This is a genomic window from Pseudarthrobacter scleromae (assembly GCF_014644515.1).
Classification (GTDB): Bacteria; Actinomycetota; Actinomycetes; order Actinomycetales; family Micrococcaceae; genus Arthrobacter; species Arthrobacter scleromae.
In genome coordinates, this window is sequence record NZ_BMKV01000005.1 from 178,421 (window position 1) to 193,771 (window position 15,351).

The window sequence follows — 15,351 nt, forward strand, 5'->3', positions numbered from 1 at the left end:
CATTTCCCCCTCAACGGCGAGCCTGCCCGGTCCACGTAGCGTGAAAATCGTTCCGAGCACCACCCGTACCAGCCGTGAGGATTGCCATGATCACCAGCCAGCAGCCCGTCGTCCTGACCAGCAGCAGTATCGACTCCAGCGACGAGGACGTCGTGGAGTCGAACGTCGGCATTGTGGATGCCATGCACGCCGCCCTGCTGCGGACCGAAGAGATGTCGCCTGTCGCCGTCCGCAGCTACTACGTGGATTTCTATCTGACCCAGGCACTGGAGGGCGGCTTCGCGCAGTACGTCTTCACCGCCGTCGACCGCTCCGAAACGGACACCCTGGTCCGCGAAGGCATGGCGGGCATGGGCGCCCCTGCCCATCTTGACCTCTTCAACCGGGCAGTCGAGGCATTTGATGACTTGTCCGAAGAAGACGAGGAGCGCTACCTGGACGGCGGCCTGGATGAGGACTCCGAGGAAGTTCCCGACGGCGTCCTCCGGATGGAGGAGCTCGACGGCGAGTTTGAGGAGCTGTTGGAACGGGAGAACATCACGGCACTCAATGCCGCCTGGCTCCGCGGCCAGGCCGAGCTCCTGGTACTGGACGACGAGGAGGTTGGCGCCTACATCGAGCGGCTTGCGTCAATGATTCCCGATCTGCCGGAGCGCCAGGCACAGGCGGACGCCGAGGCCTTGGAGCACACGCCCGACTTCGAGATCATCATCCGTGAACTCTGCAGCATTGCCGGGTACGAACTTTTGAAGATCACCATGGGCGACCCCAACTACGTCCACAACGGCGAACGTGCCCTGGCCTGGCATTTCTCGACCGACCATGGCGGGTTCCTGATGGTCGAGGAGGACGACGAGGCCTTCATGATTAACCCCGACACTCAGGAAATCGTGGCAGCCGTGGAGTTCGAAGAAGCGGACGCTGAGATGGCCGACGCCTAGGACGGCCGTCGCCGGCCGCGGCTACGCCAGCTGCGCCCGGGTGACTTTTACGGCGCCTTCCAGCACCAGCCGGAAGGCGCCGCCGCGCTCGCGGAATGTTGTGCCGGAGCGAAGCTGGATCTGCAACCCACCGCTGAACCCCGCGGCAACCCTGGCGCTGCCCGCGGTGTTCCAGGTATCCGCGGGGCCGGGCAGCTGGATGCGGACCAGGCCGGCAGGCCCCGCAGGTTCGCCGGAAACCACCTCAAGCAGCACCTCATGACCGCCGTCGGCAGGGGCCGGCTCCCAGCCGCGGTAGAGCGCCCAGCCGGGCCGGGTAGTGTCCGCCGGCGCGATCGCCGTGCCGGCCAGCGGCGTTTCGGGCACCAGGGCCAGATTGGTGCAGGAGTCGAAGTTCTCAGCCCGGAACCACCGCCCGGAGCGGCGCCCTGCTCCGGCACTTCCCGCCACGGTGAATGGCACTGCCAGCGGAAGATCCTCCGCGGACGCGCCCACCAGGAACTGGTAGGTTCCCCGTTCCACCAGCATCCGCTCCTCCACCACGCTGTAGGTGGCAAGCCTCTCGAGCGGCACCCGGACCCTTGCCGTGGCCGTGCCTCCAGCCGGGACCTCCACCCGCTGGTGGCCCACCAGGAGCCGGCGGGGAAAGTCGAAGCGGTGGCCCGGGGCGGACGCGTACACCTGCACCAGTTCCCACGCCGGGCGGGCGCCGGCGTTGCGCAGCTCCACCGCCAGTTCCGCCTGGTCCGGGCCCTGGGGGCCTTCACCCCGCAGTTCGCGCAGGGCCACAGATTCGTAGTGCACCTCGCCGTACGTCAGGCCGTGCCCCAGTGCGAACAGGGGTTCCGCGCGGCTGTAGAGGTACGTGGAGCGGGAGGTGATGATGTCGTAGTCCAGAATGTCCGCCAGGTCCGCGTCCCGGCGGAACCAGGTCTGCGGCAGCCGCCCGGACGGCTCCGTGTCACCGCTCAGCACATCCGCCACCCCGTTGCCCAGCTCCTGCCCGCCATGGGACGTCCAGGCGATGGCCGGCGTATCGGCGAGCGCGCCGAGGGCATAAGGGTAGGAGGACACAATGACCAACACAGTGCGCGGGTTGGCCTCACGCACCACGCGGACCAGTTCCTGGTCTGCCAGCGGGAGCTCCAGGGTGGTGCGGTCCAGCGTCTCCCGGCCTCCGAGATGGGGATCGTTTCCCACCACCACGACGGCGGTGCGGGCATTCGCGGCGGCCTGCCGGGCGGCCTCGTGGCCGGACTTGAGTGTACGGAGCACAAAGCGGTCGGCCGTGCCGGCGTCCGAAACCAAGGCTGCGCTCGCCGTGCCGGCTTCAATCCGCAGCCATTTCCCGGTCCCCACATGCTGCAGCGCGGCCGTGCCGTCCGCGGCGCGGTCCAGCCGGAACGTCTCCTGCACAACCCAGCCGCCCACACGGTCTGCCGTGGCGCGCAGGTACCCGTCCCCGGTGTCCGTCACGAACTTCCCGGTCAGTTCCGACCGGAGGGTCAGCTCACCCTTGCCCCAGTCCTTGACGATAAACCGCTCCGCTTCGCCGGGTGCAGCAACCTGGGCAGTGAGGACGGCAGTGCCGGCCCCGCCCAGGTACCCGCCGGTCCGGACGCTCCGCAGGGCCACGACGTCGGCACCCTCCTCGGCAACGACGCCGGCTCCCGTGCTTCCGCCGTAGCGGCGGGCCAGCCCGTCGGCGATGCTGACCTCGTCCTGCAGGGTTCCGCTGTACCAGTCGCTCAGCACCCGTGACCCCAGGGTTCCGATGACGGCGATGGTTCCGGGCTCGCTGCCCAGCGGGAGCAGGCCGGCGCCGGCGTCGGTGGTGGCCCCAGTCGCGGCAACGTTGCGCAGCACCACCACGGATTTGGCGGCTGCTTCCCGCGCCAGCCGGACGTGGGCGGCCGCGCCGATGGCGTCCGCCCCGATGGTGGCGTAGGGATCACTGTCCGGCGTGAACTCGCCGGTCCTGGCCCGGAGCATAAGGAGCCGCAGCACCGCCCGGTCAACGTCGTCCTCGCCGATCAGCCCCTTCTCAAGCGCCTCGTTGAGGTAGGCGATGGACGGCGCCGGGTTGTCGCCGTCGTCCGTGAAGCTGTCCACCCCGGCATGGAGGGCGGCCGCGTAGGCTGCCGGGCCGTCGTCGAAATACTTCTCCGCCCGGAAGAGGGAACCTGGCGCGCCGGCGTCCGTCACAATGGTGACCGACTCCCCGTTGCGCCACTGCCGCAGCTCGGACTGCACCAGGTCGGAGACGTGGGCGGGCCGGCCGTTCACCAGGTTGTAGGACAGCATCACCGCCCCCGCCACCCCGTCCTCGATGGGGGAGCGGTACGCCGGAAGTTCGTATTCGTGCAGGACGCGGGGGCTGAGGGTGCTGGAGGTGACGTTCCTGTCCAGCTCGTTGTTGTAGCCGAGGAAGTGCTTGAGGGTGGGGACGGTCAGCCAGGTGCGCGGGTCCCTGCCCTTGAGGCCGCGGCAGTAGGCGCCGGCCAGCTGCGCGGTGAGGTGCGGGTCCTCGGAGAAGCCTTCCTCGTTCCGCCCCCACAAGGGGTGCCGGAGCGGGTTCACCACCGGCGCCCATGCGTTCAGGCCCACGGACGGATCCTCCGCCTTCTTCCCGCGGAGCTCAAGGCCCGTGGCCTCGCCGAGCCGTTCGATCAGGTCCGCATCCCAAGTGGCGGCCATGCCCACGGGCTGCGGAAAGACGGTGGCCGGCCCCAGCCAGGCAACACCGTGCGCGGCCTCCGCGCCCGTGTGGAAAGGCGCCAGCCCCAGCTCCGGAACAGCCGGGGCGTGCTGGTGCAGCATGGCCACCTTCTGCTCAAGGGACAGCGTGCGGAGGATCTGGTGGGCCAGATCTGCAGCGTGTCCGTCCGCGCCCGCCGTGCCGCCGCCGGTGGCGCCAACAATGTCGTCACCCGCCGCGTCAGCGGCAGGGGAGGTAAGGATGGCGGGTTCTAGACGCACGGCAGTCCAATCAGCAGGTTATCGAATCGCTTATACAAATTCTGGCGACACCCAGTGTTGCACTCCCGCTTGTGAGGCGCAACACATTTTGCCCTTGCCGGATCCAGTGCTGGTGTCATACCCTGATCCAAGTCGAATCGGTTCGATGAATCATTGAATCTTCCCTCATTGGCTCACACACAAAGGAGTGCTGTCATGCTCGGTTCCCAGGTAGACCCGTCAAGGGGACGCCCCCATAAATCCGCCAGCCGCCTGCTCAACGAGGCCTCCGGCGGCGTCAACCGCCGTTCCTTCCTCGGCATCCTCAGCGGTGCGGTGTTCCTGGCGGCAGCCCCTGCAGCGCTGACGGCCTGCTCGGGAGGCGCCGCGCCGCAGGCAGCCACTTCCGGAAGCCTGGCCGAAACGGTGGCCAAGCTGGTGCCCGCCTACAAGCCCCTCGAACTGGTCACCCCGGACATCCCCTCCGTGAACGGCTCCACGCCGGGCTTCACCAGCATCCCCTCGTCCCTGGTCAAGTCCGTGCCCACGCCTCCCGGAAGCGGCGGAACCTACACGGCCATGACGCCCGCCTGGTGGGCCGTCCCGCCTGCGCTGCCGGAAAACAGCTACTACAAGGCGGTCAACGAAAAGCTCGGCGCCACCATCAACTTCCAGGTCAACGATGGCAACGCCTACGCGGACAAGGTGCAGACAGTCCTCGCCTCGCCCAAGGACGTGCCGGACTGGATGGTCATTCCGGGATGGAACCTGCCGCCGCGCTTCGGGCAGGCGGCCGCGGGCGTCTTCCAGGACCTCTCCGAATTCATCGCAGGGGACAAAGTCAACAAATACCCCAACCTGGCGAACATTCCGACGGCCGCGTGGAAGATGGGCTGTTTCGAGGGCGGCCTTTACGGGCTGCCCTACCCCGGCGCCCTGATCTCGGACGCCATCTTCTACCGCGCGGACCTCTTCGAGGAACTCGGCGTCAAGCCGCCCACGTCCGCCGACGAATACCGCACGCTGGCCAAGGAACTCACGGACGAATCCAAGAACCGCTGGGGTTCAGAAGACGTCTGGAATGGTGCGCAGATCATGCACGGCGTGGTCCCCAAGTGGAAGCAGGTGGACGGCAAGCTGCAGAACAAGGTGGAAACGGACGAGTACCGGGCCGCCCTTGAATGGACGGCGAAACTGTTTGCCGACGGCTCAGTCCACCCGGACGCCGTGGCCGGCAACGCGCAGCAGTCCAAGCAGCGCTTCGAATCCGGCGCCTCGCTGATGGCCTCCGACGGCATGGGCTCCTGGCACGAGGCCCTGGCCCGCGTCCTTCCGTCCAATCCGAAGTTCAACATGCAGCCCATGGACTACTTCGCGCCGGACGGCGGCAAGCCCACCCTGTTCCGGGCCCAGCCGGCAGCGATCTTCAGCTTCATCAAGAAAACGGACCCCGCCAAGGTGGAGGAGATGCTGGCACTGGCCAACTTCATGGCGGCCCCTTTCGGCACCGAGGAGAACGTGCTGATCAACAACGGCGTGGAGGGCGTCCACTTCACCAGGGATGCGCAGGGCATCCCGAAGGCCACGGCCAAGGGCACCGAGGAAGTCACCAGCACCTACGCGTTCCTGGTGAACGCCCCGATCGTGAACTCAATGGTCCAGTACCCGGGGCTGGTGCAGTCCCAGTCCGAGTGGGAGGCACGCCAGGCACCCAACGTTGTGGAGGACGCCTTCTTCGGCATGCAGATCCAGGAGCCGGCCAAGTTCGGCTCACTGTCCAAGCCGTTTGACGACCTTGCCAAGGACATTATCCGCGGCCGCAAGAGCATGAAGGACCTCGACGCGGAACTCGCCACCTGGAAGAGCAAGGGCGGCGACGAACTCCGGGACTTCTATGCCGGATTCCTGGCCTAGGAGATGGCGAGGATGAGCACCGGAACAGAGCGCACACCAGCGCCGCGGCAGGAAGTCGCCGCGGCGCCGGCCCGTGGGCACTCGGCAGAACATACGACGGCGGCCGGCGGGTTGGGTGCCCCGGGGCAGGGCGGCGGCTCAGGTGGCGGCGGGGCAACTGCCGGCAGCACGGCCCTCCCCCTGAGGCCGAAGGCCAACCTCAAACTGCGGTTCAACCGGGACCGCTCCCTGGTGTTCATGGCACTGCCCGCCGTGATCCTGCTGGCGATTTTCGCGTACCTGCCCATGCTGGGCAACGTGGTGGCCTTCCAGGACTACTCCCCGTATGTGGGGATTCCGGCCAGCCCCTGGGTGGGGCTGGACAACTTCGCGCGGGTGTTGGCGGACCCCGACTTCTGGCTGGCCGTCAAGAACACGCTGGTGATCACGGCGTTCCAGCTGGTGTTCTTCTTCCCAATCCCCATCGCCCTGGCCATGCTGCTCAACTCCCTGGTCAACCCGCGGCTGCGGGCAGCCATCCAGGCCGTGGTGTACCTGCCGCACTTCTTTTCCTGGGTGCTGGTGGTCTCCGTCTTCCAGCAGATCTTCGGCGGCGCCGGGCTGCTGAACCAGTCGCTGCGCGCCAACGGCTGGCAGGCCGTGGACATCATGACCAACCCGGACACGTTCCTGTTCCTGCTCACCTCTCAGGCCGTCTGGAAGGACGCAGGCTGGGGCATCATCGTGTTCCTCGCGGCCCTCAGTGCCATCGACCCCGCGCAGTATGAAGCAGCGGCGGTGGACGGTGCCGGCCGGTGGAAGCGCATGTGGCACGTCACACTCCCCGGGCTCCGCAGCGTCATCGTTCTGCTGCTCATCCTCCGGCTGGGCGACTCGCTGACCGTGGGCTTCGAGCAGATGATCCTGCAGCGGGACGCCGTGGGTGCCGAGGCCTCCGAGGTCCTGGACACCTTCGTGTACTACACGGGCGTGCAGAACGGCGACTGGAGCTACGCTGCCGCCGCCGGCCTGATCAAGGGCCTGGTGAGCCTGGCGCTGATCCTGACTGCCAACAAAGTTGCCCACATCTTCGGTGAGAGCGGTGTCTATTCCAAATGAGCACACTAACCAACAAGGCGCCCACTCCAGCCAGTGCCGCCAAACCACCCAGGCAGCCGCGCACCAAACCGGAACGCCCCATCTGGGACGAAGAACCCGGAGCGGCGGCGAAGGCCGGCAAGATCGGGGTGCTCGCCGTCGTCGTCCTGGCGGTCCTGGGGCCGCTGTACACGATTGTCCTCACCAGCATCTCTTCCCAGGCCACCATCATGCAGGCCGGCGGACTGGTCCTGGTTCCCGGGGAAATTTCCTTCGCCGCCTACCAGCAGATCCTCAACGGCGGGGTGGTCACCAGGGCGGTGCTGGTCAGCGTAGGCGTCACGGCCACCGGAACGGCCCTAAGCATGGTGGTGTCCATCCTCTGCGCGTACGGACTGTCCCGGCCGGGGTCCTTCGCCCACACGCCCATCCTGTTCACCCTGCTGATCACCATGTTCTTTAGCGCAGGCATCATCCCGGCGTACCTGCTGGTGTCCGGCCTGGGCCTGATCAACACCTACTGGGCGCTGATCCTGCCCAGCTGCATCTCGGTGTTCAACATCATCATCCTGCGCGGCTTCTTCATGGGCATCGACCGGGGAATCCTGGACAGCGCCCGGATTGACGGCGCCAGCGAGTGGCGCACCCTCACCCAGATCGTGCTGCCCATGTCCAAGGCCGTTACCGCCGTCATCGCCCTGTTCTACGGGGTGGGCTACTGGAACGCGTTCTTCAACGCCATCCTCTACATCAATGACAGCTCCATGAACCCGCTGCAGGTGGTGCTCCGGTCCTACGTGCTCCAGGGTGTTTCGGTGCCCGGCCAAGTGGACGTTGGCACCGGGGCGGCGGCCGGCCCGGCGCTGCAGATGGCCGTGATCGTCCTCGCCATGATCCCCATCCTGATCGTGTACCCCTTCGTGCAGAAGCACTTCACCAAAGGCGTGATGATCGGCGCGGTCAAGGGATGAGCGTTCCCGTGTCCCCGCTGCGGCAGCTTTCAGCGGACCGCCGCGGTGCTTGCCCCCTCGGAGAGGGTGGGGGCGATGAGCCGCAGCTCGGCGGGCTTGGCCAGGCTCAGCCGGTCCATCACCATCTCCACGGCGGCACGGCCGATGTCCATCGCGGGGATGGACACCGCCGTCCAGGGCAGGAAGGCGGACGTGGCCACATCGGCGGGGGCAATAACAACCACCGAGATGTCTTCCGGGACGGAGAGGCTGTGCGCGGCGAGGTTCTCGCGCAGGATGGGCAGCAGTCCCTCGTTGTGCACCAGGAGGGCGGTGATGGCCTCCGGACCGGCGAAGACCTTGTCCAGCGCGCGGGCCAGGTCCTTGGAGTTCGCCTCGCAGGCCACCGAAACATGCGTGACCTCAAGTTCCCGGCATGCCTCCTCGAAACCGCGCAGGGCCCGGTCCGCATAGGTGGCGTGCCGGCGCAGCGAGGCGGGCGGGGAACCGATGAAGGCGATGCCGCGGTGGCCCAGCTCCACCAGATGGCGGACCGCGGTGCGGGAGGCGCCGGCGAAGTCGAAGTCAACGCAGCTGAGGCCACGCGGATCGTCCGGCATGCCGATCAGCACTGCGGGCTTGTCCAGCTTGGCCAGCACGGGGATGCGCGGATCGCGGGCCTCGATGTCCATCATCACCAGGCCGTCCACCATGGACTGGGACGTCACCCGCTCAATGCTGCCGGCGTCGTCCTGGGTCAGGAGCAGGACGTCCTGGTTGAACGTCCGGGCGGTGGTCACCACGGCGGTGACGAACTGCATCACCACACCCACGTTGACATCCGCGCGGAGGGGCACCACCAGCCCCAGGACATTGGAGCGGCTGGAGGCCAGGGCGCGGGCACTGGACCGGGGACTGTACTTCAGCCGCCGCATCGCCGCTTCGACGATTTCGCGGGTTTCTTTCGATATGGGACGGTTCCCGCTCATCACGTAGGACACGGTACTCGTGGAAACCCCCGCCTCTTTGGCCACGTCACTGATGGTCGCCGCCGTTGAAGCCTTTCGATTACTCATATCCATCATTTAACCAAGGAATTCCATGCATCCTCGAAGCCACGGCCTGAGCGCCGTGACAGAGCGGGCCGGGCTGCTCTTCGGCGCCGATTACAACCCCGAGCAGTGGCCGGAGGAAAGCTGGCCGGAGGACATCCGGCTGATGCAGCAGGCAGGCATCAACCTGGTCACCCTGGGCGTCTTCAGCTGGGCACGCCTGCAGCCCACCGAGGGCACCTGGGACTTCGGCTGGCTGGACCGGATCCTTGCCCTCCTCGACGAGGGAAACATCAAGGTCTGCCTGGCCACGCCCACCGCATCGCCGCCGCCCTGGCTGGGACACCGCTACCCCAGCACACTGCCCACGGACGCAGCCGGAACGACGCTCTGGTACGGCTCCCGCAACCAGTTCTCGCCGTCGTCGGCCGTTTACCGCAGCGCCGCACGGCAGGTCACCGCAGCGCTCGCCGAGCGGTACGGCCAGCACCCCGCCGTGGTGATGTGGCACGTGGGGAACGAGCTGGGACAGATCAGTTACGACGACGAAACGGCCGCCGCGTTCCGCACCTGGCTGCTGCGCCGCTACGGCTCCCTCGACCACCTGAACTCCGCCTGGGGCACCACCTTCTGGAGCCAGGGCTACAGCACCTGGGAGGAAATCCTGCCGCCGCGTACGGCCCCGTACCTCCACAACCCCACGCAGGTCCTGGACTTCAAGCGCTTCACCTCGGAGTCGCTGCTCAAACTTTTCACCGCTGAACGGGACATCATCCGCCAGTACTCCCCGGATGTTCCGGTCACCACCAACCTGATGGGGTTCTTCCGCGGCGCGGACTACTTCAGCTTCGCGGCGGAGACGGACCTGGTGGGCAACAACTGGTACACGGATCCCGGGCAGCCGCAGACCTGGGAACTGGGCGCCCTCACCCACGACCTGTGCCGGGGACTGGCCGGCGGCACACCCTGGCTGCTGATGGAATCCGCGGCCTCCGCCGTCAACTGGCGGCCCCACAACAGCGCCAAGGAACCCGGGGCACTCCGTGTGGACTCGTTCTCCGCCCTGGCCCGCGGCTCCGACGGCATCTGCTTCTTCCAGTTCCGCCAGTCCGCCTTCGGCGCCGAACGCTTCCACTCCGCCGTGGTGCCGCTGGCAGGGGAGGACACCCGGGTGTTCCGGGAGGTCGCGGAGCTCGGCTCCCAGCTGCAGGACCTTCGGCTCCTCGCCGGCACCCCGGCGCCGTCCCGGATCGCCATCCTGTTCGACTGGGACAGCTGGTGGGCGGCGGAGGCCCCGGACTGCCCCACGGACCGGCTCGGCGTCCTGGACCAGCTGCAGGCCTACTACCGGCCGCTGCTGCGGCGCGGCCTGGCCGTGGAAGTGGTGCACCCCTCAACGCCGCTGGACCGGTTCGACCTGGTGCTCGTCCCCAGCCTCTTCCTCCTCACGGACGACCATGCCGGGGGGCTGACGTCCTGGGTGCGCCGGGGCGGGACGGCCGTCGTCGGGCCCTTCACGGGGGTGGCGGACAGCAACGGCCACCTCCGGCAGGGACGCTTCCCCTCGGTCCTGGCGGCCATGCTCGGTGTCAGCGGCGAGGAATGGCGGCCCCTGGCCGAAGGAATCGGCCTTAAATTTGCGGCACCCGGCCCGGGCGGCGTCACTGCAGATGCGCCCGCCGGCCTCCAGGCCACTGTGTGGTCCGAGGACCTCCGCCTGGACGGTCCCCGCTCTGCGGCGGCGGCCACGTTTGCCTCCGGCGCCCTGGCCGGAAAACCGGCAGTAGTCCGGAACAGCCACGGCCGCGGCACCGCCTGGTACGCCGGGTGCGACCTGCCCGGTCCTGCGTTGGGGCACATCGTGGGGGAGGCCCTGGCGGCAGCCCGCATCTCCTCGCCGGTGGCAGGACTGCTGCCGGACGACGTCGAACTTGCCACCCGCGGCGGCCACCACTTCCTGCTGAACCACAGCCCGGAACCGCGCACCGTGACGCTCGCTGAGCAGTCTGTGGACGTGCTCACCGGGGACGCCTGCGGGCCCCGCCTGACCCTGGAACCGTACGGCGCCCTGGTCCTTAAAGAATCCTCAAAGACAGCCTTGCCCCTCTTGAGAACGGAAACTGAGATCCCATGAAATTCACCGACGGCTACTGGCTGTACCGCAAAGGCTTCTCGGCGCTGCACCCGCGCGACGTCTCAGACGTGGTGGAGGACGAGCGGACCCTGACGGTCTACGCACCCACCAAGCGCATCACTTCCCGCGGCGATGCCCTGAACCTTCCCCAGCTGACGGTCACCTTCGACGCGCCCCTGCCGGACGTCATCGGCGTGACCATCGAGCACTTCCAGGGCGGGCTGGACAACGGCCCGCACTTCGACGTGAACCGGACGGGACCGGCGCCGCAGTTCAGCCGGGACGGGGACACGGCCAGCATCACCTCCGGCGGGCTCACGGCACGGATCAGCACGGACGGGGACTGGGGGGTCGATTTCCTGGGCAACGGCAGGCTGCTGACTACCTCCACGCCGCGCAGCGTCGGTGTTATCACGGACGACGGCGGGCGGACGTTTGTGCACGAACAGCTCAGCCTGGGCGTGGGTACCAACGTGTACGGCCTGGGCGAGCGCTTCGGCGCGTTCGTCAAGAACGGCCAGTCGGTGGACATCTGGAACGAGGACGGCGGGACCTCCAGCGACCTCGCCTATAAGAACGTGCCGTTCTTCATCACCAACGACGGCTACGGGGTGTTCGTGAACCACCCGGAGAAGGTGTCCTTCGAGGTGGGTTCGGAGGTGGTGTCCCGCACCCAGTTCAGCGTGGAGGGCCAGAAGCTCCAGTACTTCATCATCCACGGGCCCTCTCCGAAGGACATCATCCGGCGGTACACCGAGCTGACCGGGCGGCCGTCACGGATACCGGCCTGGTCCTACGGCCTGTGGCTCTCCACCTCCTTCACCACGGACTACGACGAAAAGACCGTGAACTCCTTCATTGACGGCATGGAGGAGCGGAAGTTGCCCCTGTCCGTCTTCCACTTCGACTGCCACTGGATGAGGTCCTTCCACTGGAGCGACTTCGTCTGGGACCCCGCCACGTTCCCTGATCCGGAGGGCATGCTGGCCCGGCTCCACGACCGGGGGCTGAAGGTCTGCGTGTGGATCAACCCGTACATCGCCCAGCGCTCGCACCTGTTCCGGGAGGGGCTGGAGCGGGGCTTCCTGGTCAAGCGGCCGGACGGGTCGGTGTGGCAGTGGGACATGTGGCAGGCGGGCATGGGGCTGGTGGACTTCACCAACCCGGACGCCGTGCTCTGGTACCAGGACAAACTCCGCGGCCTGCTGGGCCAGGGCGTGGACTCGTTCAAGACGGACTTCGGCGAGCGCATCCCCACCGATGTGGTGTGGCACGACGGGTCCGATCCGGACAGGATGCACAACTACTACGCGCAGCTGTACAACAGGACGGTTTTCGACCTGCTGTCCAAGGAACTGGGCGAAGGCGAAGCGGTGGTGTTTGCCCGTTCCGCCACGGCCGGCGGCCAGACCATGCCGGTGCACTGGGGCGGTGACTGCGAATCCACGTTCGCGGCCATGGCTGAATCGCTGCGCGGCGGGCTGTCCCTGGCGGCGTCGGGCTTCTCCTTCTGGAGCCACGACATCGGCGGCTTTGAGGGCACGCCCGAGCCGGAAATCTTCAAGCGGTGGATCGCGTTCGGCCTGCTGTCCTCGCACTCGAGGCTGCACGGCTCCAACTCCTACCGTGTGCCGTGGCTGGTGGATGAGGAATCCGTGGACGTGCTCCGGCACTTCACGGAGCAGAAGATGCGGCTGATGCCCTACCTGCAGATGGCGGCGGAGCAGGCGTACGCGGAGGGTATTCCCCTGATGCGTCCGCTCTTCATGGAGTTCCCCGAGGACCCGGGCTGCGCGCACCTGGACCGGCAGTACATGCTGGGGCCGGACATCCTGGTGGCACCGGTCATGGCCCCGTCCGGGTCCGTGTCCTTCTACCTGCCCGAGGGCACCTGGACGCACCTGGAAACGGGGGAGCAGCTGGCTGGCCCGCGATGGCACCGCAAGGAGTATTCGGTGATGGAGGCTGCCACCTGGGTCCGCGAAGGGGCTGTACTGCCCATCGGCACAGTGTCGGACCGGCCGGACTACGACTGGGCGCGGGACATGCAGTTCCGGGCGTTCGCCGCGGCGGACGGGACACGGCGCGTTGGGGTGCCCTCGCCGGACGGTTCCACCACGGCCTTCGAGGTGACCGTCAGCGGCGGCGACGTTTCCGCCGTCGTAGTCTGATGGAATCTGTCACCGAGGCGAGGATACCCACAGCCATGAAGACCCTGGGCCGCACCGGCCTCCCTGTCACCGAGGTATGCGTCGGCACGAGTTCGCTGGGAAACCATCCGCGGAACGGCAGTGAGGCGGCGCGGACGGATACGGCTGTGGCCGCAGTCCGCGCCGCCCTGGCCGGACCCTTCAACTTCCTGGACACCTCCAACGAATACGGGCACGACGGCGGCAGCGAGCGCTGGATCGGGCAGGCCATCCGGGAAGCGGGCGGGCTGCCGGAGGGCTTTGTCCTGTCCACGAAGGTGGATCCCGTCCTGGGGACGGCGGACTACTCCGGCGACCGTGTCCGGCGCAGCGTGGAGGAGAGCCTTGTGCGGCTGGGGCTGGACAGGCTGCCACTGGTCCACCTCCATGATCCGGAGAAGATCAGCTTCGGGGAGGGTGTTGCGGCGGGCGGGCCGTTGGAGGCGCTCGCCGATCTGAGGGACCAGGGGGTGATTGGGCACCTCGGCGTTGCCGGCGGACCCATCGACCTGGAACTGAAGTACCTGGCCCTGGATGTGTTCGACGTGGTGATCAGCCACAACCGGTACACGCTGGTGGACCAGACGGCGGAGCCGCTCATCGAGGACGCACGACGGCGGGGCGTCGCCTTCATCAATGCCGCGCCTTTTGGCGGCGGCCTGCTGGTGAAAGGACCCGACGCCACCGCCAACTACTGCTACCGGCCGGCCAGCCCGGAACTGCTGGGCCGGGTCCGGGAGATGCAGGAGCTCTGCCACGAGTACTCGGTGCCGCTCGCCGCCGCGGCGCTGCAGTTCTCCACCCGCGATCCCCGCATCACCTCAACCATCGTGGGGATGGCGGAGCCAGAGCGGGTGGCCGAAGCCGCCCGCCTGGCGCAGTGGAGCATCCCGGAGGACTTCTGGGAACGCATGCTGCCGCTGGCTTCGGCCGGGAATGCGGACTTGGGTTAGGGGTCCAAGCTGGAGGTTACGGGACATAGTTACGGGAGTCGTGGGCCGGGGACGGACTCCATGATCCCGTGACAACAGCAGTGGTATCGCCGTCGTCAGCCTAGTCGTCGGACGTGTGGCATCCCAAGGGTTTGAGACGATTTGATGTGTAGCGTTTAGGGCACCTTCACCGGGCAGTTTTGCGGGCGGGTCTTACGGGAATCGTCGGGCACCGGAATGCCACGCTCTGTGATTTTCCACGGTATTTGGCGTTTATTTAGCGGCGCTATTTGGCGCGTTCAGGTGCCGATGAGCAGGGTTTCGCGCGCCGCTTCGACGACTTCCTTGGTGATGTTGTTGAGCTGGTTGATGTCTCGTATGCGCGTGATCTGGGTGAACAGGCGTTGGATGAGCCGGAAGTTGCCGTTGGTGATGCCGGCGACGGCGGCGATCGCCTCGGCGTCCGTGAAGTCGTGAGGGTCGATAGTGAGGCCGAGTTCCTGCCAGCGATTTGCCAGGACGAAGGTAAGTTCCTCGGTGCTGAGCGTCCGGTAATGGTGGGCGAAGCCGATGCGGCTGTAGAGCTGGGGGTAGCGGGCGAGGCGTTTTTCGATGCCGGGCATGCCGATAAGGATGACGCCCATGGTGTGGCGGTCGTAGTAGTCCCTGACCTGCTCGAGCGCTGGAGGTTTGAGCCGGTCGGCCTCGTCGATGATGAGGAGTTCGGTCAGGCCGGAAGCCCGGGAGTCGCGGTGCTCGAAGACGTCGATGTTGCCGTCCTGGGCATATTCGACTGCCCAAGAGATTCTCTGGCAGGTCCGGGGTAGTTGCCGGTCGATCTCTCGGGGGCTGATGGTTACTGTAGGCGTCCAGAATGCGGTTCTGGCCTCAAGCACGCGGGGAGGGATGGGCTCGGTGTTGGTTTGACCGGTCCGTTGCCATTGTTCCCATTCGGTCGTGCCGGCGTAGGCGCGTGCGGAGAGGGTTTTGCCGACGCCGGGTGGGCCGTAGCAGACGCCGATGTGGCGGTTGGTTCGGACTGCGGTGGCGAATTCGGTGAAGCGCCGGTGCTCCTTGGTGATGAGAAATGCCGGTGTGTCGGGTGGGACCGGTGGCGGGGCGGCGGAAATCTCGCCGAGATCGGCGGATAGGAAGCGGCGGCCATCGTCGTTCTCGTCCTTGGCGGGCATGGGCGTTCCTCTCC

General features: G+C 67.1%; 10 protein-coding genes. 7 read left to right on the forward strand and 3 right to left on the reverse strand.

Annotated features, from left to right (window positions below; all coding sequences use genetic code 11):
* The first annotated feature begins 86 nt into the window (after positions 1–86).
* Entirely contained in the window at positions 87–941 is an 855-nt protein-coding gene (locus IEX33_RS14105) for a DMP19 family protein (RefSeq protein WP_188731180.1), read from the forward strand.
* Positions 942–962: 21 nt separating this feature from the next.
* Here IEX33_RS14105 and IEX33_RS14110 read toward each other — a convergent pair whose 3' ends face one another.
* A complete protein-coding gene (locus IEX33_RS14110) occupies positions 963–3,920 on the reverse strand; it encodes a glycoside hydrolase family 3 C-terminal domain-containing protein (protein ID WP_229675391.1) in 2,958 nt (985 codons plus the stop codon).
* Between the two features lie 195 nt (positions 3,921–4,115).
* On the opposite strand from IEX33_RS14110, the gene IEX33_RS14115 reads away from it, so the two are divergent.
* The 3 genes from IEX33_RS14115 to IEX33_RS14125 are packed head-to-tail and all read left to right on the forward strand — an operon-like array spanning position 4,116 to position 7,861.
* Positions 4,116–5,813, forward strand: coding sequence for an extracellular solute-binding protein (locus tag IEX33_RS14115; RefSeq protein WP_188731182.1), 1,698 nt, complete (start codon positions 4,116–4,118; stop codon positions 5,811–5,813).
* Between the two features lie 12 nt (positions 5,814–5,825).
* On the forward strand, positions 5,826–6,911 hold the full coding sequence (locus IEX33_RS14120) for an ABC transporter permease (protein WP_188731185.1): 1,086 nt from the start codon (positions 5,826–5,828) through the stop codon (positions 6,909–6,911).
* Positions 6,908–7,861: a carbohydrate ABC transporter permease gene (locus tag IEX33_RS14125; RefSeq protein ID WP_188731187.1), complete on the forward strand. Its 954-nt coding sequence runs from the start codon at positions 6,908–6,910 to the stop codon at positions 7,859–7,861. Before IEX33_RS14120 ends, IEX33_RS14125 begins: the two co-directional genes overlap by 4 nt.
* A 29-nt stretch (positions 7,862–7,890) precedes the next feature.
* On the opposite strand, the gene IEX33_RS14130 is transcribed toward IEX33_RS14125, so the two are convergent.
* On the reverse strand, positions 7,891–8,916 hold the full coding sequence (locus IEX33_RS14130) for a LacI family DNA-binding transcriptional regulator (protein ID WP_174176318.1): 1,026 nt from the start codon (positions 8,914–8,916) through the stop codon (positions 7,891–7,893).
* A 25-nt stretch (positions 8,917–8,941) separates the two neighbouring features.
* Between IEX33_RS14130 and IEX33_RS14135 the strand changes: the two genes are divergently transcribed.
* From IEX33_RS14135 to IEX33_RS14145, 3 genes are read left to right on the forward strand one after another with little or no spacing between them, the layout of a single operon-like run.
* On the forward strand, positions 8,942–11,026 hold the full coding sequence (locus IEX33_RS14135) for a beta-galactosidase (RefSeq protein ID WP_188731189.1): 2,085 nt from the start codon (positions 8,942–8,944) through the stop codon (positions 11,024–11,026).
* Positions 11,023–13,197, forward strand: a complete 2,175-nt coding sequence (gene yicI, locus IEX33_RS14140; RefSeq protein WP_188731191.1) for an alpha-xylosidase — start codon at positions 11,023–11,025, stop codon at positions 13,195–13,197. Before IEX33_RS14135 ends, yicI begins: the two co-directional genes overlap by 4 nt.
* A complete protein-coding gene (locus tag IEX33_RS14145) occupies positions 13,197–14,168 on the forward strand; it encodes an aldo/keto reductase (RefSeq protein WP_188731193.1) in 972 nt (323 codons plus the stop codon). The genes yicI and IEX33_RS14145 overlap by 1 nt, the downstream gene beginning before the upstream one ends.
* A 278-nt stretch (positions 14,169–14,446) precedes the next feature.
* On the opposite strand, the gene IEX33_RS14150 is transcribed toward IEX33_RS14145, so the two are convergent.
* Complete coding sequence (locus IEX33_RS14150) at positions 14,447–15,337, reverse strand: AAA family ATPase (protein WP_188731195.1); 891 nt, start codon at positions 15,335–15,337, stop codon at positions 14,447–14,449.
* Between the last annotated feature and the right edge of the window lie 14 nt (positions 15,338–15,351).